We start from the raw sequence: 20,987 nt of genomic DNA, 5'->3' as shown, positions 1-20,987 counted from the left end.
TCGCTATCTATTGCATGTTCAGCTAGTTTTTCTGATTCATAACATTGCATATTTATTTTAGTTTTGCAACACCCTCAACATTAACAATAGCGTCGATTTGATCGTTTGTAATAAAGTGTATGCCGAAAGAGGTAAATAATAATTTTAATGATAATAGAAAACCCGCTAGTAAACGCATAGCATCTGATAGATTCTCTTTTTGTAGCATATAGATTACTCCTTTCTATAAAAGTTATATATTATATATATGAAATAGAGTAGGAAAGGTATACAAGCTTAAGCAGAAATGTACATTGCATATGTACATTTTTTATTTTATAGAAAAACATTATTGATATAGAAACATATATTGGTATAAAAGGGGGAGAAGTATGAAACATAAAGGGAAAATTAGTGGATTATTACTTGGAAATACAGTGGCAGTTACAGAATGGATTGCACTTCAGGATATAATTGCAAAACTGGATTCACGATCATTTTATACCGTCTTTATTATTTATATATTGCAAATGATACTAAGTTATTATTTTGGACATTGGTACGATAAAAGAGCGAACAAGCGTATGAATGTGGAAGGAGGAGGAATGGCAAGCAACGATTTTGTTGTTGATTTTTTTGGGAAAGTAGCCGCTTTATCTGAAAGAGATTCCCGTAATATTACGGTTTACATTCTTTCTGTAAAAGAATGGGAAGGATTAAAAGACACGTTGCAAGAAAAAAAATTGGGAGTGTTAGTACAAAAATTAGAGAGTACCATTGTAAAGACAATTCGGAAGGGAGATGTTGTTACAAAGTGGGATGAAAATAAGTATGTTATTGTAGCAATTGATAATGGTCATGAAACATCAACAATAACAAACAGATTAATGAAAAATATTGAAAGTGAAATAGAAGGTGATTTACTCAGTGTCACTCTTTTATTTGGAGCAGCTAGCTATCCAGTAGAAGGAAAAACGTTTGAAGAACTGTTGAGAAAGTCGCAAAATCAATTGTATCAGTATAGAAATTTGCAAGAAAATGAGTGAAGCTTTGATTTGAAGATATATGATAGGAAGAAGTTTTATTTGTAACATTTTTTTGACTTTTATTACAAAAAACGTTGCGTTTGTAATAAAAGTCTTTAAAAATATATTAAATAAGCATATAATTATGATGGTAGTGCCAATACAATTTGCACAATGTGTTTTATTTTAAAAGTGTAGAGGAAAGCAAGCTCTACACTTTTCCTTTTTAGGAAATGAAAAGAATATTTGTAAGTTGTTGCGAGATATCGATTGTACTGTGTAAAATGAACAAAGAGATTATTTGATAGAAAGCTGGAAAGGGAATGATAGACGTGAGAGCGGAACGATCACCTTTTATCAGGTGAACTATTATAGTCTTATTAAGACTGAGGTGAAATTCTGTGGCCATTAAGGTAATACATAGTGTGAACAGGTTAAAAAAACACGAAGAACTATACTTAAAGATGGATATGGAACTGCTAAATACTTCAAAAAGAATAATGTAATATTAAGTAATAATTCGTACAAACAATATTAATGATCTTCGTAAAAAAGATGCGAGTGTATAGAACAATTACATATTTTATAACTTTTTTATATTACACGATGGTCGTTTATAAATAGGAGGAAGAGATGTTGAAATATAGTAAATTAGCAATTATAACTGCATTATCAATGACTTTATTAGCCGGTTGTTTTGGACCGAAACCAGAAGAAGAATTATATGTAGCGTTTGAAAACGCTGCTAAACAAGAAAAAACAATGTTTGAAGATGCAAAAAAACTTGAGGCTTTAGAGAAAGAAGGACAAGAATTATATAACCAGATTGTGCAAGAAGGAAAAGATAATAATCAAACTGTTAAAGAAAAATTGAATCAAGCAGCAAAGAATACAACTGAACGAGAAAAAGTACTTACAAAAGAAAAAGAGGCTTTAAATAAAGCGCAAGAAGAAGTGAAGTCAGCTGATAAGTATGTGAAGAAAATTGAAGATAATAAGTTGAAAGATCAAGCTGATAAAGTGAAAAGCACCTATGAGAAACGACACGATTCATTTAATAAAATGTATGACAGCTATAATAAATCTTTAAAACAAGAAAAAGAGTTATACACAATGTTACAAGATAAAGGTACTAAATTAAAAGATATTAGTGAAAAAGTAAAAGTAGTAAATCAATCTTATAAGGATATTGAGTCAGAAAAAGATAAATTTAATGAATTCACAAAGTCTTATAATACAGAAAAAGTAGCTTTTTATAAACAAGCAAATATTAAAATTAAAGAAGAGAAAAAATAAAACAGTTTGGCCTACACTTGGTCAAACTGTTTTATTTTTTTGTATAAGTACGACTATACCATGGAACAGGTTCACTTAATTTTTTTTCTTGTTTCAATGCTTCAGGACCAATATAATCTTGAAGTGTTTTTTTTGCTACTGTTAAAGATAAGGTTGTTTTCGGATTTCGATAGGAGGATTCAAGATGACCAAGATGCGGTAGAATTCGAAAATCTTCTTTCGTAGGAGGGATGTGGAAAAAATAATCGCCTAAACGTATAAGGACATCAGATTGTTGTTGGCTAAAACGTGGGTTTCTAGAAAAATGTAATCCTTCTTTAATTGCTTTTTTTTCAGCAATCAAACGTTCTAAAGCTGTCTTTTTTAACCAGTATAAATATTTAGGATTAGTAGCTGCTTTAGCATGACGATTCACAACGAAAATAGATTGAGCTAGTCGATTAATAGAATGTTGGTTTTGTAATTGAGATTGTGGTTGTGAAGGTTTCATATTGAATCTCCTTTCAATTTTTCATTATTATACCATAAATAAAAGAGGTTTTTATTATATGCAAAAAGTGATTGTATATATTTTCAATATTAAAGCAATATTGTTACAAAAAACAACTATTTTGTATAATAGTAATAGAATATGTTTTTGAAATTTGATAATGAAAGAGTGAGAAGTTTGAAAGAAATATTAAAACAACAGTATGCCATTATAGATATTGGATCTAATACAATGCGTTTAGTTATTTATGAAAAGAAAAATGGAGGTTTTTATAAAGAGATTGAAAATACAAAAGTGGTTGCTAGGTTAAGGAATTACTTAATTGATGGTGTGTTGAATGAAGAGGGAATAGAAGTATTATTACAGACATTATTTCAATTTCAAGAAAGTACAAGGTTCCATCAGTTGCATCATGTACTTTGTGTTGCAACAGCAACAATTAGACAGTCTGAGAATCAAGAGGAAATTAAAAAGCTTGTTGAAGGACAAACGGATTTTACTCTTAGAGTATTATCAGAATATGAGGAAGCGCGTTACGGATACTTGGCGGTTATGAATTCTACATCGTTTCCAGAAGGAATAACGGTAGATATTGGTGGGGGAAGTACGGAAGTTACATACTTTAGAAATAGAGAGATTTTAGAGTACCATAGTTTTCCTTTTGGGGCACTTTCTTTAAAGCAACAATTTATTAAAGGTGATATTCCTACTAAAGATGAGTTAGAGGGAATGCGAAAGTATTTAGAGTTTCAATTTCGAACGTTACCATGGTTAAGCAATAAGAAATTGCCTCTTATTGCAATTGGTGGTAGTGCTAGGAACTTAGTAAAAATCCATCAAAATTTAATATGTTATCCTATAGCAGGATTACATTTATACAAGATGAAAGAAGAAGATATTGAAACTGTAAAAGATGAATTGGAAAAATTGTCGTTCATAGAACTTCAGAAATTGGAAGGATTAGCAAAAGATCGAGCAGATACGATTATTCCAGCGGTTGAAGTATTTCATACACTTGTTCATGTTATAGAGGCACCGGCATTTGTATTAAGTAGAAAAGGGTTAAGAGAAGGTGTTTTCTATGAAGAGTTGACAAAAGATTTGGGGATTTCATATTATCCGAACGTAGTTGAAGAAAGTTTGCATTTACTATCACATGAATACGAAATGGACATGGAATTTGTTATTCAACTTATTAAACATGGAAGATTAATTTGCAAACAACTTGAGGAAATAGGGCTTATTTCTATGTCAGTAAAAGACTGGGAAGTGTTCCATCAAGCTACGAAAGTATTTAATATAGGTAAATATATAGACGAAGAAGCGAGCCGTTTACATACGTTTTATTTATTAGCGAATAAGACAATTGATGGCATGATGCATAAAGATCGAGTAAGGCTAGCGCTTATTGCATCGTATAAATCAAAAATGTTATTTAAACAACATTTATCTCCATTTGAAGGTTGGTTTGATAAAAGCGAACAAAAAAAAATCCGCCTGTTAGGAGCTGTTTTACAATTTTCAGCTACTTTAAATGTAAGGCAACGATCGCTTATTGATACCATATCTATAACAGAAAACGAAGAAGGATTAACGTTTAAAGCTTTATGTGAACAATCGGCATTAGCGGAAAAAGTGCAAGCTGAAAAACAAAAAAAACAGTTAGAAAGAGTATTAAAAACGAATATTAACTTGTTATTTGAACTAAAACATTAGGTTGTACGGATGTCTTTACAAAAAATTTACACTTTATAATATTGTAATTTGCTAAAATAAAAGTAACTAAATTATAGTAAAAAAGTTTCAAGGGGAAGTGTGAAGAGAATGGAATTATTGAAGGGGAATGCAGTAAATTTAAATGATACAGCTTATTACAATAATCGAGAGTTAAGTTGGTTAGCATTTAATGAACGTGTCTTACAAGAAGCGCAAGATGCAAATAATCCACTTTTGGAAAGATTGAAATTTATTAGTATTTTTAGTTCGAATTTAGATGAATTTTTTATGGTACGTGTAGCGGGATTAAAGGATCAAGTGAGTGCTGGATTTAATCAACCAGAAAATAAAGCTGGCTTAACACCAAAAAAGCAATTAAATAAAATTGCGATAAAAGCCCATGCACTAATGACAGTACAATATGATACATTTAAAAATTATGTATTACCAGCGCTTGAGTTAGAGGGAATTGAACGTTTAACATTCAATGATTTGACGAAAGAGCAGCGAGAATTTATAGAAGAGTATTTTGATGAGCAAATTTTTCCGGTGTTAACTCCTGTAGCTATTGATGCATATCGCCCATTTCCAATGTTATTAAACAAAAGTTTGAATTTAGCTACTCTTTTATATGATGAGAAGCAAGCGGAAGAAGAAAACAGGACGAAGTTAGGAATTGTACAAGTTCCTTCATTACTTGAGCGCTTTATAATTTTACCGAGCGAAGGGCAAAAGCATAAATTTATTTTATTAGAAGACGTAATTAGTAGCTTTACTCATAAATTATTTACGGGATATACAGTATCATCTGTTACTCGTTTCCGTATTACACGCAATGCAGATTTAACGATTCATGAAGAAGGTGCGAGAGATTTATTAAAGGTAATTGAAAAAGAATTAAAAAAGCGTAAGTGGGGGGCTGCTGTACGTTTAGAAGTTGGGAAAGAACACATTGATGAAAGAGTATTAGCGTTATTATATGAGGTTCTGGAAGTAAAAGATGAAGATGTATATATAATGGATGGTCCATTAGATTTAACATGTTTGTTTTCTTTATATAAAAAATTAGCTCCTTTATATGAACATCTTGTATATCCGGCTCTTATTCCGCAACCGCCTCAAGATTTAGGTGATGAAGAAGATGTATTTGAAAAAGCAATTGAGCATGATATTTTATTACATCATCCTTTTGAATCATTTCAGCCGGTAGTTGATTTTGTCCGTGATGCGGCAGACGATCCGAATGTACTTGCGATTAAACAAACGTTATATCGTGTAAGTGGTGATTCACCGATTATTCAGGCGTTAAAGATAGCGGCTGAAAAGGGAAAACAAGTGACGGTATTAGTTGAATTAAAGGCAAGGTTTGATGAAGAAAACAATGTTCATTGGGCTAAAGAATTGGAACAGGCAGGCTGTCATGTTATTTACGGTGTAAGTCACTTGAAAACACATAGTAAAATTACGTTAGTTGTAAGAAGAAAAAACGGAAAAATTGAAAGGTTCGTACATCTCGGAACTGGAAACTATAATGATGCAACAGCGAAGTTATATACTGATTTTGGGTATATTACATCAAGAAAAGACTTTGGTGTTGATGCAACCAATTTCTTTAATTATTTAAGTGGTTATACAACAAAGCCACATTTTCATCATTTATCGGTTGCTCCATTTGATATAAGAGAGCAATTTATGGATTTAATAGATGAAGAAATCCGTTATCATAGGCAATATGGAAATGGATATATTATCGCTAAGATGAATTCATTAACAGATAAACCGTTAATAAAAAAAATGTACGAAGCATCACAAGCTGGAGTAAAGGTAGAGCTCATTGTTCGAGGAACATGTTGCCTACGACCTGGTATTCCAAATGTAAGTGAAAATATTCGTGTAGTTAGTGTTGTTGGAAGATATTTAGAACATAGCCGTATTTATTATTTCCATCATAATGGGGAGGAGAAAATATATTTATCTTCAGCTGATTTGATGACGCGAAATATGGAGAAGCGAGTGGAAATATCTTTCCCGATATTAGATATTGAAATGAAGGCACGAATTAAGGCGATTTTACAGCTTACATTAGCTGATAATGTGAAAACACGTGAACAAAATAAAGATGGTGATTACTATTATGTTATTAATGGTAGTACAGAAGAAATTGATAGCCAAGTGAAGTTGTTTAAGATGGCGTATCAAAATACAGACGCTGAATAATGAAAAAAAGTAAAAACCTCTTATGTCCATAAGAGGTTTTTACTTTTTTCTACTCATATGCTCCAAAAATGGAAGGATGAGTAGAAACAATAGTTTTATTATAAGCGTGTAATGAGATAGCTCGTTGAGAGAATAATATTTGAAAGAATCGTTATTTTAACCTAGTAATAGTATGGTTGCTGACATGGTCCACCGTAACAAGGATAAGGTGCTGGCGGCGGGAAAGGTGGTGGATAAGGTGGATAAAATGGTCGAGGGCCGAAAGCTAATGCTCCGCCGAGCAATCCACCAGCAATTCCAGCTAGAAAGGGAACGCCAAAAAACGGGAAGAAGCGTGAGTCGCCTACTGGACCAATAGGTGCTGAACGGACTGGAATTGGTTGATAATATGGAAACATGAACATACCTCCTTTATTGGACTCACTTTTATCATATGGTAAACGAAACATGGATGAGCGCGTACAAGAAAGGATATGTAAGAAAATAGGCGAATTATTACGAATATTGGAGTGTGAAAATTGTGATTTCAGGTTTTGACATAAAACGAAATGGGACACGTGTTCTTCCGAGGCCTCGATTGACATAGAGAGTTAAATCCTGCATCGTATAGAAGCCTTCAATATAGTCTTTGGCGAGTGTTGGTGTAATAATAGCTCCTAAAAAAGGAATTTGTACTTGTCCGCCGTGACTATGACCAGAAAGTTGCAAGTTGATTGGATATTTGGAAATTTGCGGCGCGATATCTGGCTCGTGAACAAGAACGATGTTATAAGTATTTTGCCGTGCATGTTGTAATGTTTTCTCTATTTTTGGTTTGCCTAGTAGTATATCATCGAGACCGAAAATAGAAATTTCACTATTATCCATTAGACGAATTCTTTTTTCACTATTTAGCAATAGTTCAAATCCTGATTCACGCATGATGTGCTCATAGTATTCAGTTCCATATCCACCGTGATCATGGTTACCATAAATAGCGAATTTACCGAAGGGGGCTTGTATATTTTTTAAAATGGATGCGACGAAAGGAGTGTCAGTATACGTTTGATAATTATCAATGAGATCTCCGGTAAAAAGGACAATATCTGGATTTACAGCATTAATTTTAGAAACAACTTGAGATAAATGTTGAAGCGAGAAATAGTATCCGAGATGTAAATCGCTGAATTGAAGAATTTTCATACCATGAAAACTTTTTGGGATGAGTTGTGATTTTAATGTGTGCTGTGTAAAAGAAATGAAATGGGGTTCTATATATTTAGCATAGTAGTATCCGATGCCACTGGTTATAAATGAATAGAGACAAGTACGCATACCAATTTTTAAAAAATTTCTTCTTGTAATGTGCTTCATAAAAATATGAGTATACCTCAATGTTTTTATTCCATTTACAGGCTACTCAAATCTCCTTTCAGTTTATTTAAAAATATACTTTACATAATAAAAAATTAGTATAGATTACGAAAAAAAATGAATGAAAAGAAAGTTCTTTACGTTAAAATATCAGAAAAGTTTAAAAATATAAAGATTTCTATTAAATAAAGTGATAAAATGAATGTGTATTCATTTTTTGGAGGGGATGTATGTGAAAGAAAAGGTAGTTATTATAACAGGTGGATCGAGTGGAATGGGAAAAGGAATGGCGACTCGTTTTGCAAAAGAAGGGGCACGAGTTGTTATTACAGGACGTACAAAGGAAAAACTAGAGGAAACAAAGTTGGAAATTGAACAATTTCCAGGGCAAGTATTACCTGTACAAATGGATGTAAGAAATACGGATGACATTCAGAAAATGATTGAACAGATTGATGAGAAGTTTGGTAGAATTGATGTTTTAATAAATAATGCAGCTGGAAACTTTATTTGTCCAGCAGAAGATTTATCTGTGAATGGCTGGAATTCAGTCATTAATATTGTGTTAAACGGTACGTTTTACTGTAGTCATGCTGTCGGAAAATATTGGATTGAAAAAGGTATAAAAGGGAATATCATTAACATGGTAGCAACGTATGCATGGGATGCAGGTCCAGGAGTGATTCATTCGGCTGCAGCGAAGGCAGGGGTATTAGCGATGACGAAGACGCTCGCTGTTGAGTGGGGGCGTAAATATGGAATACGAGTTAACGCTATCGCGCCAGGACCAATTGAACGTACGGGCGGTGCTGATAAATTATGGATTTCAGAAGAAATGGCTAAGCGTACGATACAAAGTGTTCCGCTTGGAAGGCTGGGTACGCCAGAAGAAATCGCTGGTCTAGCTTATTATTTATGTTCAGATGAAGCTGCGTACATAAATGGAACTTGCATGACAATGGATGGAGGACAACATTTACATCAATATCCATTTTAAAAGGGATAAAAAAATGAATGATTGATTCATTTTTTATGGTTAAATGTGACGGAATTGTGACATATGAAAGAAAAGTGTTTACAAGAGGTCATATATACGTTATATTTAAGACCTCTTTTTTCTTCATAGTAGAATTGCTAATTCCCCTTAGCATTTTACCCCTCTAATCCCTTCAGGAAAACTGAAGGGATTTTTTATTATTTTTCCGTAAATATCATGTTATAATTTTTGAAAAGTAAAGGGAGGGAAGCACGTTGATAGATGCATTAGATGTAATGAGTAACTTGGATAAAGTCCTTCCTTATTATCAAGCTATTTTTAGTGCTGATGAGCATACTGTAATTGGATACGAAGTAGTAGGACGTATTCAAACAGAAGAGGGCATACAAAGTTTAGCTTCTTTCTTTCACGATGATTCGATTCCAAGTGAATTTCAACTGGAAGCGGATAATATTATAGTAGAAAAAGCTTTAAATCGTTATTTAGAAAGCGATCAAAAATTATTATTATTTATACATCGGAATGCTAATGTATTAATGACTGATGATGATGAAAGCTTGCTTCAACTTTTATTGAGGTATGAAGAACAAGGTTTAAATTTAAAACAAATTGTTTTAGAGATTACAGAGCATGAATGTAAAGAAGATATAGAGCAATTTAATCATTTGCTTATGTATTATCGTACATATGGTATTCAAATTTCGATTAATAAGGTCGGAACGGGCACAAGTAATTTAGAGCGTATTAGCGTGTTAGCACCTGATATTTTAAAAGTAGATTTAACGAACTTAAGGCAAACAGCACTTTTACAATCTTATCAAGATATTTTATATTCTTTATCATTACTTGCTAGAAGAATTGGTGCAACTTTGTTATATGAAGAAATAGATGCTTTTTATCAACTGCAATATGCTTGGAAGAACGGCGGAAGATATTATCAAGGTAATTATTTGAAAGAATGTTTACCTGATTTTATTGAAACGAATGTTTTGAAAGAGCGACTTGGTAATGAATGTCATCAGTTTATTCAACATGAAAAGAAGAAGTTACAAAAAATTTATAATTTAACAGAGATGTTACGCGATCGCATTGGCGATGTTTTATCAAAACAAAAAAAGAATGAAGATATCAATGATTGGTTATTACAATTTAGTCAAAGTGTATCACAGTATAGTTTTCGCATATTTATTTGTAATGAAGATGGTTTCCAACAATCAGGAAATGTTATGAAAAAAGATGGAGAATGGATTGTGATGCCGGATTATTATATGAAGAACTGGAGTTGGCGCCCGTATTTTCTCGAGAATATCATGAAAATGCGTTTTGAGAATAAGGCGAGGCTTTCAGATTTATATGCAGATATCGAAACGGGCGAAATGGTACGAACATTTTCTTTCCCAATAGATGATGACAACTTTTTATTTATAGATTTATCATATGAATATTTATATGAAGAAGATGTTTTATTTTAATGCACGAAGAGATTCGTGCATTTTTTGTTTGTTTTTATCATAAATTGGTAATAGTGAAAATGGTGATGAAAATGCTGTCTATCGTTGTAAAGATTTTACGAACGAAATCTGTCCTTTCTTTGCATAATCATTGTTACAATGAATACTACAAAGACAAGTTCTTTTAAAAGGAAGGTGAAAAAATGAGGAAATATGGAATATGGCTTGTTCTATTTGTATGTGTTGCCTTTCTAGTTGGTTATAGTGTTACGACTGTTTTAGGGAAAGAGGAAGTGGAAGTTGATCGGAAAGAAGTATTTACAACGATACAAAAAGGCTATGAAACCCAGTTTTCAATTCGTGGGAAGCATTTGCCGATGAATAAGATGATAGAGACGTTATCACCGTATTTTACAGATAATTTCCTTCAAGTATTTACAGATGAAAATAGCAGAAGTGATAAACAAAGTGGTGAATATTTACTTCCGGCAAAAGAAGCACCGTTTTCTTTTAATTCAGAAACGAAAATGTCGTATGATCAAGAGCATAAAAATTTATATGTATATGAGCGGACAAAAAGTGGACAATATCAAATTGTAACATTGAAAAGGGATCAAGATAAATGGAAGTTAGCAGGATATCATGAAAGTCAGGAACTTTTAACTGAAATAAAAAGGTTGCAACAATTATAAAGTGAAACTTTTAATTAGTGGGAGTTTTACTACCTACAAACAGCGGGATAAGAATAGGAATAGGTATTTACCTATTCCTATTCTATATTGAGTAGTTGTTGTAACTTTTCAATTTGAAAACCTGCAACTACTTCGCCATCAATTACGACTGTTGGAGTTGAATAGGAATCATAGTCGTTTAAAAGACGGTTGCGAGCAGCAGCGTCTTTTTTTACGTCAAATTCTTCATATGCAACGTTATTATGCTTCAAAAATTCTTTCACAATAACACATGGCGGACAATCAGGTTGTGTATAAACCTCAATTTTTTTCATTGTAATTCCTCCCTTTTTCTGTTTTTTATTATATTCTTCCAGTATAAAAACCGCAATAAAGAAGGGGAAATATGTTCTTTCTGTTTTTTCCTTCGCATTTCGACAAATTTTAGTTGAGTTTCTGGCTAATAACCTTTATCCTAGAGTGTGGAACATTTTTTCTGTTATGACGGATAGAATGAGTATAGCTGTAAAACCTATTGGTAGGAAGATCAGAGAAAGGAGAGATTTCATGTCTCTACTCCAAGGAATTTTAACTCGACTTGTTAGTCTACAAGAACAAGCTGAAAGCGGTGAAGTAGCACAACGCTATTTTGAAGTGAACGGTGAGCGCAAATGTAGCGTGAAATTTTTCGATAAAAGTGAAATGTATGAGTTAGAAGTGTATCAACAAGGTGAAAAACCTCAAGTGTACCAATTCGATAATATCGACATGGTTGCAATTGAGATTTACGATATCATTTCTTGATACATATAAAAAAGGTACTGCCATATGGCAGTACCTTTTTTAGTTCTATTACTTTCCAGCGTAATGTATAGAAGTTTTTTATTTTTCCTACAATGGTATTAAAATGAAAATTTAATCCGTGCAAGTTTGCTTATCCATGTGGATAAGTAGTCCCGTCAACCGGGTGAATATGTGAAGCTAAACTTCTCACAATTGCTGGGTTCTGCAAATAGCGGGAGAAATATAACTAGGAGGTTATCGTATGGAACGTTTACCAGTTGTGATTTGTCCTAATTGTCAAAGTTCTGCTGAGATTATTCATGTATTAACGGCTCAATCTAATCAAAATGTAATTTATACGTGTCAAGTTTGTCACTTTGTAATTCGAAATATTGAAACGAATAAAGGATAGGAAGTTATAATTTTAGTTTTTGTCCCATACAATGAGAATACGAAAAGTCTGTCTAATTGAAAGGACGTGACTCTGTGGACGGTGCACATAAATTTTACAATGTTTCAGAGAGACATTTAAATTTTGATATGGTCTTTAACCGTATTTGTAGTTTCATTGAAAAGGATCCGCGAAATTTGTATCGATTATCCATTGGGACAGACTCGCAAGCGCATCAAAAGGATACGAGGTTTATTACAGCAATCCATATTCATCGTGTTGGAAAAGGTGCCTGGGGTTGTTTACACCATAGATCAGTAAAAGATAAGCCAGCGACCTTACGTGAGAAAATATATTTAGAAACGCAGTTTAGTCAAGAAATCGCATGTCTATTTACGCCTACTCATATACAAACAATATGGGAGTTATTGCATCCTTATGCTCAAGATGGGGCTGGATTCATAATGGAAATTCATTTAGACATTGGGAATGATGGTTTAACAAGAGAATTTATTTTAGATATGACAGAAAAAATTCGAGCGATGGGATTAACTGCAAAAATTAAGCCGGATGCTTATGCGGCGTTTAGTTATGCAAATCGATATACGAAATGATTTTTTGTATGTTTACAATTGCTACATATCTTTTAATAAAAACTGAATATTACATCTATTAAATAGGTTGAATTTTTTATATAATAAGAGTAACGATGCGAGTGTAAGGAGAGGGGTATATGCAAAGGGAAGTTGTTTTAACGAAGGAAGAAGAAAGTTTACTACTAGATATTTTATTTCAGCAAAATTACGCAAGTGAAATTTTAGCTGTGGAACTTACAGATATTGAGAATGGTTTGAAACAGACAGATGTGATGCAATATAAAAAAATCACAAGGTTATTTTACAGATTAAAAAATAAAGGGTATTAAGCGCTACCGGAATGGTAGTCTTTTTTTTGTGCTGTATGCTAAAATAGCTGTGTGATTGTATTTTTATTGAAATAAATTTAGGACAAAATAATAATATGAAAACGCTGTCATAAAATGTGAATAGAGTTGTGAACATAAGCAGGAAAAAGGGAAAATGGGGGATGTAATATGATTAGTATTCCGAAAGACGAATTTCAACAAATTTTTGTGAAGGATTTAATGATTTCATCGGAAAAAGTAGCTCATGTCCAAATTGGAAATAGTTTAGAACATGCTTTACTTGTTCTTGTAAAATCTGGATATTCGGCGATACCTGTCTTAGATCCAATGTATAAATTACATGGTTTGATTAGTACTGCCATGATATTAGATGGTATGTTAGGATTAGAACGTATTGAGTTTGAAAGACTCGATGATATGAAAGTAGAGCAGGTGATGAAAGAAGATATACCTGTTCTTAAATTAGACGATTCATTTGCAAAAGCTTTAGAAATGACAATTGATCATCCTTTTATTTGCGCTGTTAATGAAGAAGGCTATTTTGAGGGGATTTTAACACGTCGGGCTATTTTAAAATTGTTGAATAAGAAAGTAAGGCAACATAATCGATAACGTAAGAAAAGTGACTTCATAGAAACGAAGAAGTCACTTTTTTTTCGTGCATATCACTTGTGTATGTATTATATTTAAAAAGACATAAAACATAAGGAAAGTTTGCGCTGGACAATTGTATTTTCTGAATGAAAGCATTCGGGTAAATTAAGGATGAAAAGCTTATTGAAATAAGGTGTATGGAAGCTAAGGAAAGAGGGAGAAAGTTGCAAATTGATGATTTTCAAATGATGGTTGTGTTAGCTCAGGAATCAAATATGAGAAAAGCGGCGGAACGTTTATTTGTTTCCCAACCTGCGCTGAGTCAACGATTACAATCTATGGAGAAACAATGGGGAATGAAGTTTTTTATTCGCTCACAAAAAGGATTGACAATTACACCTGAAGGGGAAAAAGTTGCAAATTATGCTAAAGAAATGTTGCAAAGGGAAGAAGATATAAAAAGTGAGCTAGCTGTTTTCAGAACGGAAACTCATGGAACGTTAAAAATAGCTGTTGCATCAGTTATTGGTCAATATTGGCTTCCTCCTGTTTTGAAAAAGTTTGTGCATAAATATCCTTCTGTAAAGATATCGCTGTTTACTGGATGGAGTAGTGAAGTGCAAAAGCAGTTTTATGAAGGAGACGTTCATGTTGCTATACTGAGGGGAACACAAGAATATAAAGGTCAAAAGCAACAATTATTTGAAGATGAACTGTATTTAGTTGATAAAGAAATAAAAGATATTTCGATGCTAAAAGAAACAAATAGACCGTTCATTCAATTTAAAAGTGACTCAACTTATTATGGACAAATACAAAATTGGTGGTATGGTTTATTTTCTAATCCGCCTAAGCGAACGATTGTAGTTGACCAAATTGAAACATGCAAACAACTTGTTTTAAATGGTATAGGTTACGCCCTTTTACCTTCTACTGTTTTAAAGGAAGTACAGGAAAATATGTATAAAACACCTGTTCAACTGACGAGAGAAACATGGTTGTTAACAAGTGACTCGGCAAGGCAGTTGAAGCAAGTACAAGCATTTTTAGAAATTATAGAAGAAATTCAAAGGGAAAAATAAGATTATTATCTTGCTACTCGCTCTTTCGTTTGGTAGAGTAACATTATAAATGGATTTAGGAGGCAACAAGAATGAAAATGATGGACGCTAACGAAATTATTTCGTTTATTCAAAAAAGTGAAAAGAAAACTCCTGTAAAGGTATACATAAAAGGGGATTTAAAAGAAGTAACATTCCCTGAAACAGTACAAGCATTTGTGAATAAAAAATCAGGTGTATTATTCGGAGAATGGTCTGAAATTAAGACAATTCTTGATGAAAATAATAAGCACATCGTTGACTACGTTGTAGAAAACGATCGTCGTAATTCTGCAATTCCAATGCTTGATTTAAAAGGTATTAAAGCTCGGATCGAGCCAGGTGCTATTATTCGTGACCATGTTGAAATTGGTGACAACGCTGTAATTATGATGAATGCAACAATTAACATTGGTGCTGTAATTGGTGAAGGTTCTATGATCGACATGAACGCAGTACTTGGTGGACGTGCAACAGTCGGTAAAAACTGTCACGTAGGTGCAGGTGCTGTACTTGCAGGTGTTATTGAGCCACCTTCTGCAAAACCAGTTATCGTTGAAGATGATGTAGTAATCGGTGCAAACGTAGTTGTTTTAGAGGGTGTTACAGTAGGTAAAGGTGCAGTTGTAGCAGCAGGAGCTGTTGTAACAGAAGATGTGCCTCCATACACAGTTGTTGCAGGTACTCCAGCACGTGTAATTAAAGAAATTGATGAGAAGACAAAAGCAAAAACAGAAATTAAACAAGAGCTTCGTCAATTAAACCCAGAGAAATAAAAAGCAAAAAAAGCGTAAGAGCGTAAATGGGCTCTTACGCTTTTTATAGATAGAGGTGCAAAAATGACAGTAAGCAAATTTGTCCAAATTCGTAGAGATCTACATAGAATTCCAGAAATTGGATTTAAGGAATGGAAAACACAACAGTATATTTTAGATTATATAGGAACACTTTCTCATGAATTTGTGGAAATGAAGACATGGAAAACGGGTGTAATCGTTAAAGTAAATGGAAAAAATCCAGAAAAAATAATAGGTTATCGTGCAGATATAGATGGTCTGCCAATTACAGAGGAAACTGGATATGAGTTTGCTTCTATTCATGAAGGAATGATGCATGCATGTGGCCACGATGTACATACAACAATCGGTTTAGGCCTTCTAACGAAAGCTGTGAGCGAAAGAATAGATGATGACCTTGTATTTCTATTCCAGCCAGCAGAAGAAGGACCAGGCGGTGCTCTTCCTATGTTAGAAAGTGAAGAGTTAAAAGAATGGAAACCAAATATAATTCTTGGTCTTCATATTGCACCAGAATACGCTGTAGGGACAATTGCAACGAAAGAAGGACTGTTATTTGCTAATACTTCAGAATTATATATTGATTTAAAAGGGAAAGGTGGCCATGCTGCCTATCCGCATACTGCAAATGATATGATTGTTGCAGCGAGTCATCTTGTTACACAGCTTCAATCCGTTATTAGTCGCAATGTAAATCCTCTTGATAGTGCAGTAATTACAATCGGGAAAATTACAGGTGGTACGGTTCAAAATATTATTGCAGAAAAATCTCGTTTAGAAGGAACGATTCGAACATTATCAGTGGAATCAATGAAGCGTGTGAAAAGCAGAATTGAGGCAATTGTTGCAGGTATCGAAGCTTCTTTCCAGTGTGAGGCGATTATAGATTACGGAGCAATGTATCATCAAGTATATAACCATGAAGAGTTAACAAGAGAGTTTATGCAATTTGTACATAAACAAACAGATATGAATGTTATTACATGTACTGAGGCAATGACAGGTGAAGATTTTGGTTATATGCTTCGAGAAATCCCTGGATTTATGTTTTGGCTTGGAGTAAATTCAGAATATGGTTTACATCATGCGAAATTAAAACCAGACGAAGAAGTGATTGAAAAGGCAATTACATTTTTAAGCCAATATGTAAAGTGGAAAGGGAATAGAAAATAAAACTTCCGCTTTATTGAAGGTTCCAAAAAACTTTTTGTTATGAGGTGTAAGTAACGCTCGTATAGATTGATTTTAGACATTTACATACAAATGAAAGAATAAAGTTAATTGGACTGTTTTAATAATGAGCAGGGGGTTTTTAGCCACTGCTCATTATTAATTATTTGACTAACTTATATATGTTTACTTTTAGTATGAAAAGTGTGTAAAATCAATGTGAAACATAGAAAAAAGGGTGGGGAATTACGTGCAAATTAGCAGTGCGATTTTATGTTTCGTCTTATATGCGTATGTTATTATTGCGGCGGTTTATTTTGGGATAAGTTTTTATGCCTATCGTTTAGTAGATAATAATGAATATGACGAAACATACAAATGGGTGAAGAGATATTTATCACCTGTACTAGAAATTATGAATGGGTTTGTGCTCTTTTTATTTATTGGATTAATTGCTTTCTCAACGAGTTTAGTAGGGAATAAAACTACGTTATTTGTATTGGGTATCATTATTTTTATGTTGTTAGGAATAAGGATTGGTAATACGGTCTTTTGGAATGAAAGAAAAGTAGATGGTTGGACGGGAATGTTAATTCCATGCATGTTAGCTGCAATCGTGACAAATATAGAACATGAATATTATCAATTACATTTTTGGCTTATTATCGTTTTAACAATTCTTTCTGTTTTGTATATAAGCACAGTAGTACTAACTTATATTGCACATGAAAAAGGAGATGTTAAAGGCACTTGTTTCTTTAGAGGACGGGCATTATTTTGGAGTGTGCCGACGATGGCAGTTATCGCGCTTATTGCGATATTAGTAAATGGATATCAATTTTCTAGTTGGCAACTATTTTTAGAAAATTGGTGGATCTTTATCTTTTCGTTTATTGCTTTTTTAGGTGCAACGCATTATTTATTCCATCAACATCATTACATATGGGCGTTGTTATTTGCATTCATACAGCTTCTATTTGCCTTTTTTGGTCAAGAAACATTATTATTCGTTTTTGAAACATTTAGTTCGTTTGGAAATATATTTGTATTTGCTATGTTACTTGTTGGTATCGCTTTTTACTTGCAACAATATTTTTATATACAAAAACAAAAATAAGAGCTAATTACAGTTTTTGTGACGCATATAAAATGTGTTACACTGAAAATAAATAGTACTTGAAGTTATTGGAGGAATTCCTGTGGGTGAGAAAGAAAAAGAATTTGCTGTCATTGGACTTGGTCGCTTTGGTGGAAGTATTTGCCGAGAACTAGCTCAATTAGGTATGGAAGTAATGGCAATCGACTCAGATGAGGATAAAATTAATGAATTTGCAAATATAGCTTCGCATGCTGTAATTGCAGATTCAACAGATGAGATGGTATTAAAAAGCCTTGGTATTCGAAATTTTGATCACGTAGTCGTTGCTATTGGAGATAATTTAAATTCAAGTATTTTAACTACTTTGATTTTGAAAGAGTTGGGTGTAAAAAATATTACTGTAAAAGCTCAAAATGATTATCATGAAAAAGTGTTAAGTAAAATAGGTGCAGATCATATTGTGCATCCAGAACGTGATATGGGGAAAAGGATTGCTAATAATATTGCATCAAGTAATGTTTTAGACTACCTTGAGCTTTCAGATGAGCATAGTATTGTAGAGATTATTGCGAATAAAAAAATTGATGGGCACTCTTTAATTGAATTAGATATTCGTGCGAAGTTTGGATTGAATATTGTAGCAATTAAACGAGGTAAAGAAGTTATCGTATCTCCTCGGGCTACGGAGAATATTCAAGCAGGAGATATATTAATTGTCATTGGTCATGACGATGAAGTGGATCGATTTAAACACTTTTTAAGATAAGAGAAAAGAAAAGGACAATGCCTTCATAGCATTGTCCTTTTTCTTATATTTCCATAATGATTGGTAAAATCATTGGGCGGCGTTTCGTTTTCTCATATAGGAATGGAGCTAATGTGTCTGTAATTTCATTTTTAATTTCAGACCATTGTGTTGTTTTACGCTCCATTACTTTTTCTAAATGAGTTGTAATTAATGTTTGTGCATCATTGATTAAATCGCTGCTTTCACGCATGTAAACGAAACCGCGTGAGATGATATCAGGTCCTGCTGCAACTTTAAATTCTTTCATATCAATGCTTACAACTACAATTACAAGTCCTTCTTCAGAAAGGATACGACGATCTCGTAATACGATATTGCCGATATCCCCAATACCGTTTCCATCAATGTAGACCGAACCAGATGGGATTTTTCCAGCTACGCTAGCTTCATCAGAACGTAAAGCAAGAACATCGCCATTATCCATAATGAAGCAATTTTCTTCAGGGATACCACAATCATTTGCTATGTTCATGTGCATACGCTGCATACGATATTCACCATGAATTGGCATGAAGTACTTCGGTTTAATTAGACGTAACATTAACTTTTGTTCTTCTTGTCCACCGTGTCCACTTGTATGGATATTTGAAAGTTTCCCGTGAATTACATCAGCGCCAGCGCGGTACAACATGTTAATTGTACGACTTACGCTAATTGTATTTCCTGGAATTGGTGAAGAAGAGAAAACAACTGTATCTCCAGGAATAATTTGAATTTGGCGGTGTGTACCGTTTGCAATACGTGAAAGTGCTGCCATCGGTTCACCTTGACTACCTGTACATAAAATAACAACTTTATTAGCTGGTAAGCGGTTTAGTTGAGATGCATCTATGAATGTATCTTTCGGGCAACGAATATAACCAAGGTTTTGTCCGATTTCAATCGCTGCTTCCATACTTCGACCAAACACAGCTACTTTACGGTTGTTTTCAACAGCAGCTTCAATAACTTGTTGTAAGCGGTGAATATTTGATGCAAAGGTTGCGAATATAATCCGTCCGTCTACTTTACGGAAAATGTCTTGAATGCTATCACCAACGCGACGTTCAGACATAGTAAAGTTTGGAACTTCACTGTTCGTACTATCAGATAATAGACATAGCACGCCATCTTTACCGATTTCAGCCATTTTTGTTAAATCAGCTGGTTCACCAACTGGTGTGAAATCAAATTTGAAATCACCTGTATGAACAACTTGACCTTGAGGTGTTTTCACAACAACGCCGTACGAATCTGGAATACTGTGAGTTGTACGGAAGAAGGATACAGACGTTTTTTTGAATTTAATAACGTCATCTTCTTGAATTTCGTAAAGTTTTGCTTTACGAAGTAAGCCGTGTTCTTCTAATTTGTTTTTGATGAGTGCAATTGCTAATTTTCCGCCGTAAATCGGGATGTTCACTTGACGTAATAGGTAAGGGATTCCGCCGATATGATCTTCGTGACCATGTGTAATGAATAACCCTTTAATTTTATCTTCGTTTCGCACAAAATAAGTGTAGTCTGGTATTACATAATCGATTCCGAGAAGTTCGTCCTCTGGAAATTTAATTCCAGCATCAATTATAATAATTTCATCTTGAAATTGAACAGCGTATGTATTTTTACCGATTTCACCAAGCCCACCGAGAGCAAATACAGCAACTTGGTCGTTTTTTAGAAATTTCATATCGCTATACGATTTCCGCTAATGTTAAATCAGCGTTTTCTTTTTCATATTCAAGATGAGCGCCAGTAACAGACTGAACAAACTCGATATTATATGCGAACTTATTTAATTTTGTACGAACATCCTTTTCAGACGTAGCCTCTAAATATAAAACTTTTGTATTTTCACGTACTGGAACCTCAGTTAATTTTTCTTGATAAAATACTTTAAAAATCATTTGGAAAACCTCTCCTTGTCTATGTTTTGCATTATCTGTTACTTATTATAAAGCAAACAGTCACGATTTTCATGTTTTTTCGAATGAGAATGAAGAAAAAGCCCGAAATGGGCACAATTTAAGCGATTGTCTTTTTACGGACTAGACCGTTTAAATAACGCTTGAGCTTTTTCTTCAGCTTCTTCAGCATGATTATTGCTTCCTTTCCTTATTTTAAACATGCATATTACTAGTGAAAA

General features: G+C 33.4%; 24 protein-coding genes. 17 read left to right on the top strand and 7 right to left on the bottom strand.

What is annotated here, in order from left to right:
* Positions 1 to 52: 52 nt before the first annotated feature.
* Positions 53 to 208, bottom strand: a complete 156-nt coding sequence (locus ACQRBL_RS19875; protein ID WP_411996201.1) for a hypothetical protein — start codon at positions 206 to 208, stop codon at positions 53 to 55.
* A gap of 163 nt (positions 209 to 371) precedes the next feature.
* Between ACQRBL_RS19875 and ACQRBL_RS19870 the strand changes: the two genes are divergently transcribed.
* Both ACQRBL_RS19870 and ACQRBL_RS19865 read left to right on the top strand, forming a co-directional pair.
* Positions 372 to 1,025, top strand: a complete 654-nt coding sequence (locus tag ACQRBL_RS19870; RefSeq protein WP_023522935.1) for a diguanylate cyclase domain-containing protein — start codon at positions 372 to 374, stop codon at positions 1,023 to 1,025.
* A 612-nt stretch (positions 1,026 to 1,637) separates the two neighbouring features.
* A complete protein-coding gene (locus ACQRBL_RS19865) occupies positions 1,638 to 2,300 on the top strand; it encodes a YkyA family protein (protein WP_000922465.1) in 663 nt (220 codons plus the stop codon).
* A 31-nt stretch (positions 2,301 to 2,331) separates the two neighbouring features.
* Here the strand turns inward: ACQRBL_RS19865 and ACQRBL_RS19860 are convergent, their stop codons facing one another.
* A complete protein-coding gene (locus ACQRBL_RS19860) occupies positions 2,332 to 2,790 on the bottom strand; it encodes a YkyB family protein (protein WP_000804864.1) in 459 nt (152 codons plus the stop codon).
* A 141-nt stretch (positions 2,791 to 2,931) separates the two neighbouring features.
* Here ACQRBL_RS19860 and ACQRBL_RS19855 point away from each other — a divergent pair, with 141 nt between their 5' ends.
* Both ACQRBL_RS19855 and ACQRBL_RS19850 read left to right on the top strand, forming a co-directional pair.
* Positions 2,932 to 4,506, top strand: a complete 1,575-nt coding sequence (locus ACQRBL_RS19855; protein WP_043924702.1) for a Ppx/GppA family phosphatase — start codon at positions 2,932 to 2,934, stop codon at positions 4,504 to 4,506.
* A 108-nt stretch (positions 4,507 to 4,614) separates the two neighbouring features.
* Entirely contained in the window at positions 4,615 to 6,723 is a 2,109-nt protein-coding gene (locus tag ACQRBL_RS19850) for a polyphosphate kinase (protein WP_000421680.1), read from the top strand.
* Positions 6,724 to 6,884: 161 nt separating this feature from the next.
* On the opposite strand, the gene ACQRBL_RS19845 is transcribed toward ACQRBL_RS19850, so the two are convergent.
* A complete protein-coding gene (locus ACQRBL_RS19845; RefSeq protein ID WP_411996199.1) occupies positions 6,885 to 7,121 on the bottom strand; it encodes a hypothetical protein in 237 nt (78 codons plus the stop codon).
* Positions 7,122 to 7,218: 97 nt separating this feature from the next.
* The gene (locus ACQRBL_RS19840) at positions 7,219 to 8,076 is read right to left on the bottom strand and encodes a metallophosphoesterase (protein WP_023522931.1); all 858 of its coding nucleotides are present in this window, start codon (positions 8,074 to 8,076) and stop codon (positions 7,219 to 7,221) included.
* A gap of 232 nt (positions 8,077 to 8,308) precedes the next feature.
* Here ACQRBL_RS19840 and fadH point away from each other — a divergent pair, with 232 nt between their 5' ends.
* The 3 genes from fadH to ACQRBL_RS19825 all read left to right on the top strand — a co-directional run bounded on the left by fadH (position 8,309) and on the right by ACQRBL_RS19825 (position 11,216).
* Positions 8,309 to 9,073 (top strand): 2,4-dienoyl-CoA reductase, encoded by a 765-nt coding sequence (fadH, locus tag ACQRBL_RS19835; protein WP_000660913.1) that lies wholly within the window; start codon positions 8,309 to 8,311, stop codon positions 9,071 to 9,073.
* A 254-nt stretch (positions 9,074 to 9,327) separates the two neighbouring features.
* Positions 9,328 to 10,545 (top strand): EAL domain-containing protein, encoded by a 1,218-nt coding sequence (locus tag ACQRBL_RS19830; protein ID WP_023522930.1) that lies wholly within the window; start codon positions 9,328 to 9,330, stop codon positions 10,543 to 10,545.
* A 182-nt stretch (positions 10,546 to 10,727) separates the two neighbouring features.
* Complete coding sequence (locus ACQRBL_RS19825; RefSeq protein WP_001233805.1) at positions 10,728 to 11,216, top strand: DUF3993 domain-containing protein; 489 nt, start codon at positions 10,728 to 10,730, stop codon at positions 11,214 to 11,216.
* Between the two features lie 77 nt (positions 11,217 to 11,293).
* On the opposite strand, the gene ACQRBL_RS19820 is transcribed toward ACQRBL_RS19825, so the two are convergent.
* Positions 11,294 to 11,530 (bottom strand): glutaredoxin family protein, encoded by a 237-nt coding sequence (locus ACQRBL_RS19820; RefSeq protein WP_000717873.1) that lies wholly within the window; start codon positions 11,528 to 11,530, stop codon positions 11,294 to 11,296.
* Positions 11,531 to 11,762: 232 nt separating this feature from the next.
* Between ACQRBL_RS19820 and ACQRBL_RS19815 the strand changes: the two genes are divergently transcribed.
* From ACQRBL_RS19815 to ACQRBL_RS19770, 10 genes are all read left to right on the top strand, one after another.
* Positions 11,763 to 11,999: a YkuJ family protein gene (locus ACQRBL_RS19815; protein WP_000055151.1), complete on the top strand. Its 237-nt coding sequence runs from the start codon at positions 11,763 to 11,765 to the stop codon at positions 11,997 to 11,999.
* A 241-nt stretch (positions 12,000 to 12,240) separates the two neighbouring features.
* Entirely contained in the window at positions 12,241 to 12,390 is a 150-nt protein-coding gene (locus ACQRBL_RS19810; RefSeq protein WP_000440540.1) for a hypothetical protein, read from the top strand.
* A 74-nt stretch (positions 12,391 to 12,464) separates the two neighbouring features.
* Positions 12,465 to 12,983, top strand: coding sequence for a ribonuclease H-like YkuK family protein (locus ACQRBL_RS19805; protein WP_000348490.1), 519 nt, complete (start codon positions 12,465 to 12,467; stop codon positions 12,981 to 12,983).
* A 119-nt stretch (positions 12,984 to 13,102) separates the two neighbouring features.
* Positions 13,103 to 13,294, top strand: a complete 192-nt coding sequence (abbA, locus tag ACQRBL_RS19800) for an antirepressor AbbA (RefSeq protein ID WP_001188692.1) — start codon at positions 13,103 to 13,105, stop codon at positions 13,292 to 13,294.
* A 168-nt stretch (positions 13,295 to 13,462) separates the two neighbouring features.
* A complete protein-coding gene (gene cbpB / locus ACQRBL_RS19795; protein WP_023522929.1) occupies positions 13,463 to 13,906 on the top strand; it encodes a cyclic-di-AMP-binding protein CbpB in 444 nt (147 codons plus the stop codon).
* Positions 13,907 to 14,085: 179 nt separating this feature from the next.
* Complete coding sequence (locus ACQRBL_RS19790) at positions 14,086 to 14,970, top strand: LysR family transcriptional regulator (protein ID WP_001987174.1); 885 nt, start codon at positions 14,086 to 14,088, stop codon at positions 14,968 to 14,970.
* A 71-nt stretch (positions 14,971 to 15,041) separates the two neighbouring features.
* A complete protein-coding gene (gene dapD, locus ACQRBL_RS19785) occupies positions 15,042 to 15,764 on the top strand; it encodes a 2,3,4,5-tetrahydropyridine-2,6-dicarboxylate N-acetyltransferase (protein ID WP_000783241.1) in 723 nt (240 codons plus the stop codon).
* 63 nt (positions 15,765 to 15,827) lie between these two features.
* On the top strand, positions 15,828 to 16,958 hold the full coding sequence (locus ACQRBL_RS19780) for an N-acetyldiaminopimelate deacetylase (protein ID WP_023522928.1): 1,131 nt from the start codon (positions 15,828 to 15,830) through the stop codon (positions 16,956 to 16,958).
* 247 nt (positions 16,959 to 17,205) lie between these two features.
* A complete protein-coding gene (locus tag ACQRBL_RS19775) occupies positions 17,206 to 18,072 on the top strand; it encodes a cytochrome d ubiquinol oxidase subunit II-related protein (protein WP_023522927.1) in 867 nt (288 codons plus the stop codon).
* 82 nt (positions 18,073 to 18,154) lie between these two features.
* Positions 18,155 to 18,820 (top strand): potassium channel family protein, encoded by a 666-nt coding sequence (locus ACQRBL_RS19770; RefSeq protein WP_000504032.1) that lies wholly within the window; start codon positions 18,155 to 18,157, stop codon positions 18,818 to 18,820.
* 43 nt (positions 18,821 to 18,863) lie between these two features.
* On the opposite strand, the gene rnjA is transcribed toward ACQRBL_RS19770, so the two are convergent.
* On the bottom strand, positions 18,864 to 20,531 hold the full coding sequence (rnjA, locus tag ACQRBL_RS19765) for a ribonuclease J1 (protein WP_000670375.1): 1,668 nt from the start codon (positions 20,529 to 20,531) through the stop codon (positions 18,864 to 18,866).
* A gap of 4 nt (positions 20,532 to 20,535) precedes the next feature.
* Positions 20,536 to 20,748 carry a DNA-dependent RNA polymerase subunit epsilon gene (locus ACQRBL_RS19760; protein WP_000576435.1) on the bottom strand — a complete coding sequence of 71 codons (213 nt, stop codon included), beginning with the start codon at positions 20,746 to 20,748 and terminating at the stop codon, positions 20,536 to 20,538.
* Positions 20,749 to 20,987 lie beyond the last annotated feature (239 nt).

It is taken from the genome of Bacillus sp. AF62 (genome assembly GCF_050312695.1).
Classification (GTDB): domain Bacteria; phylum Bacillota; class Bacilli; order Bacillales; family Bacillaceae_G; genus Bacillus_A; species Bacillus_A cereus.
The sequence above is the reverse complement of the archived record's forward strand: the minus strand, read 5'-3'. Positions and strand labels throughout refer to the sequence as shown.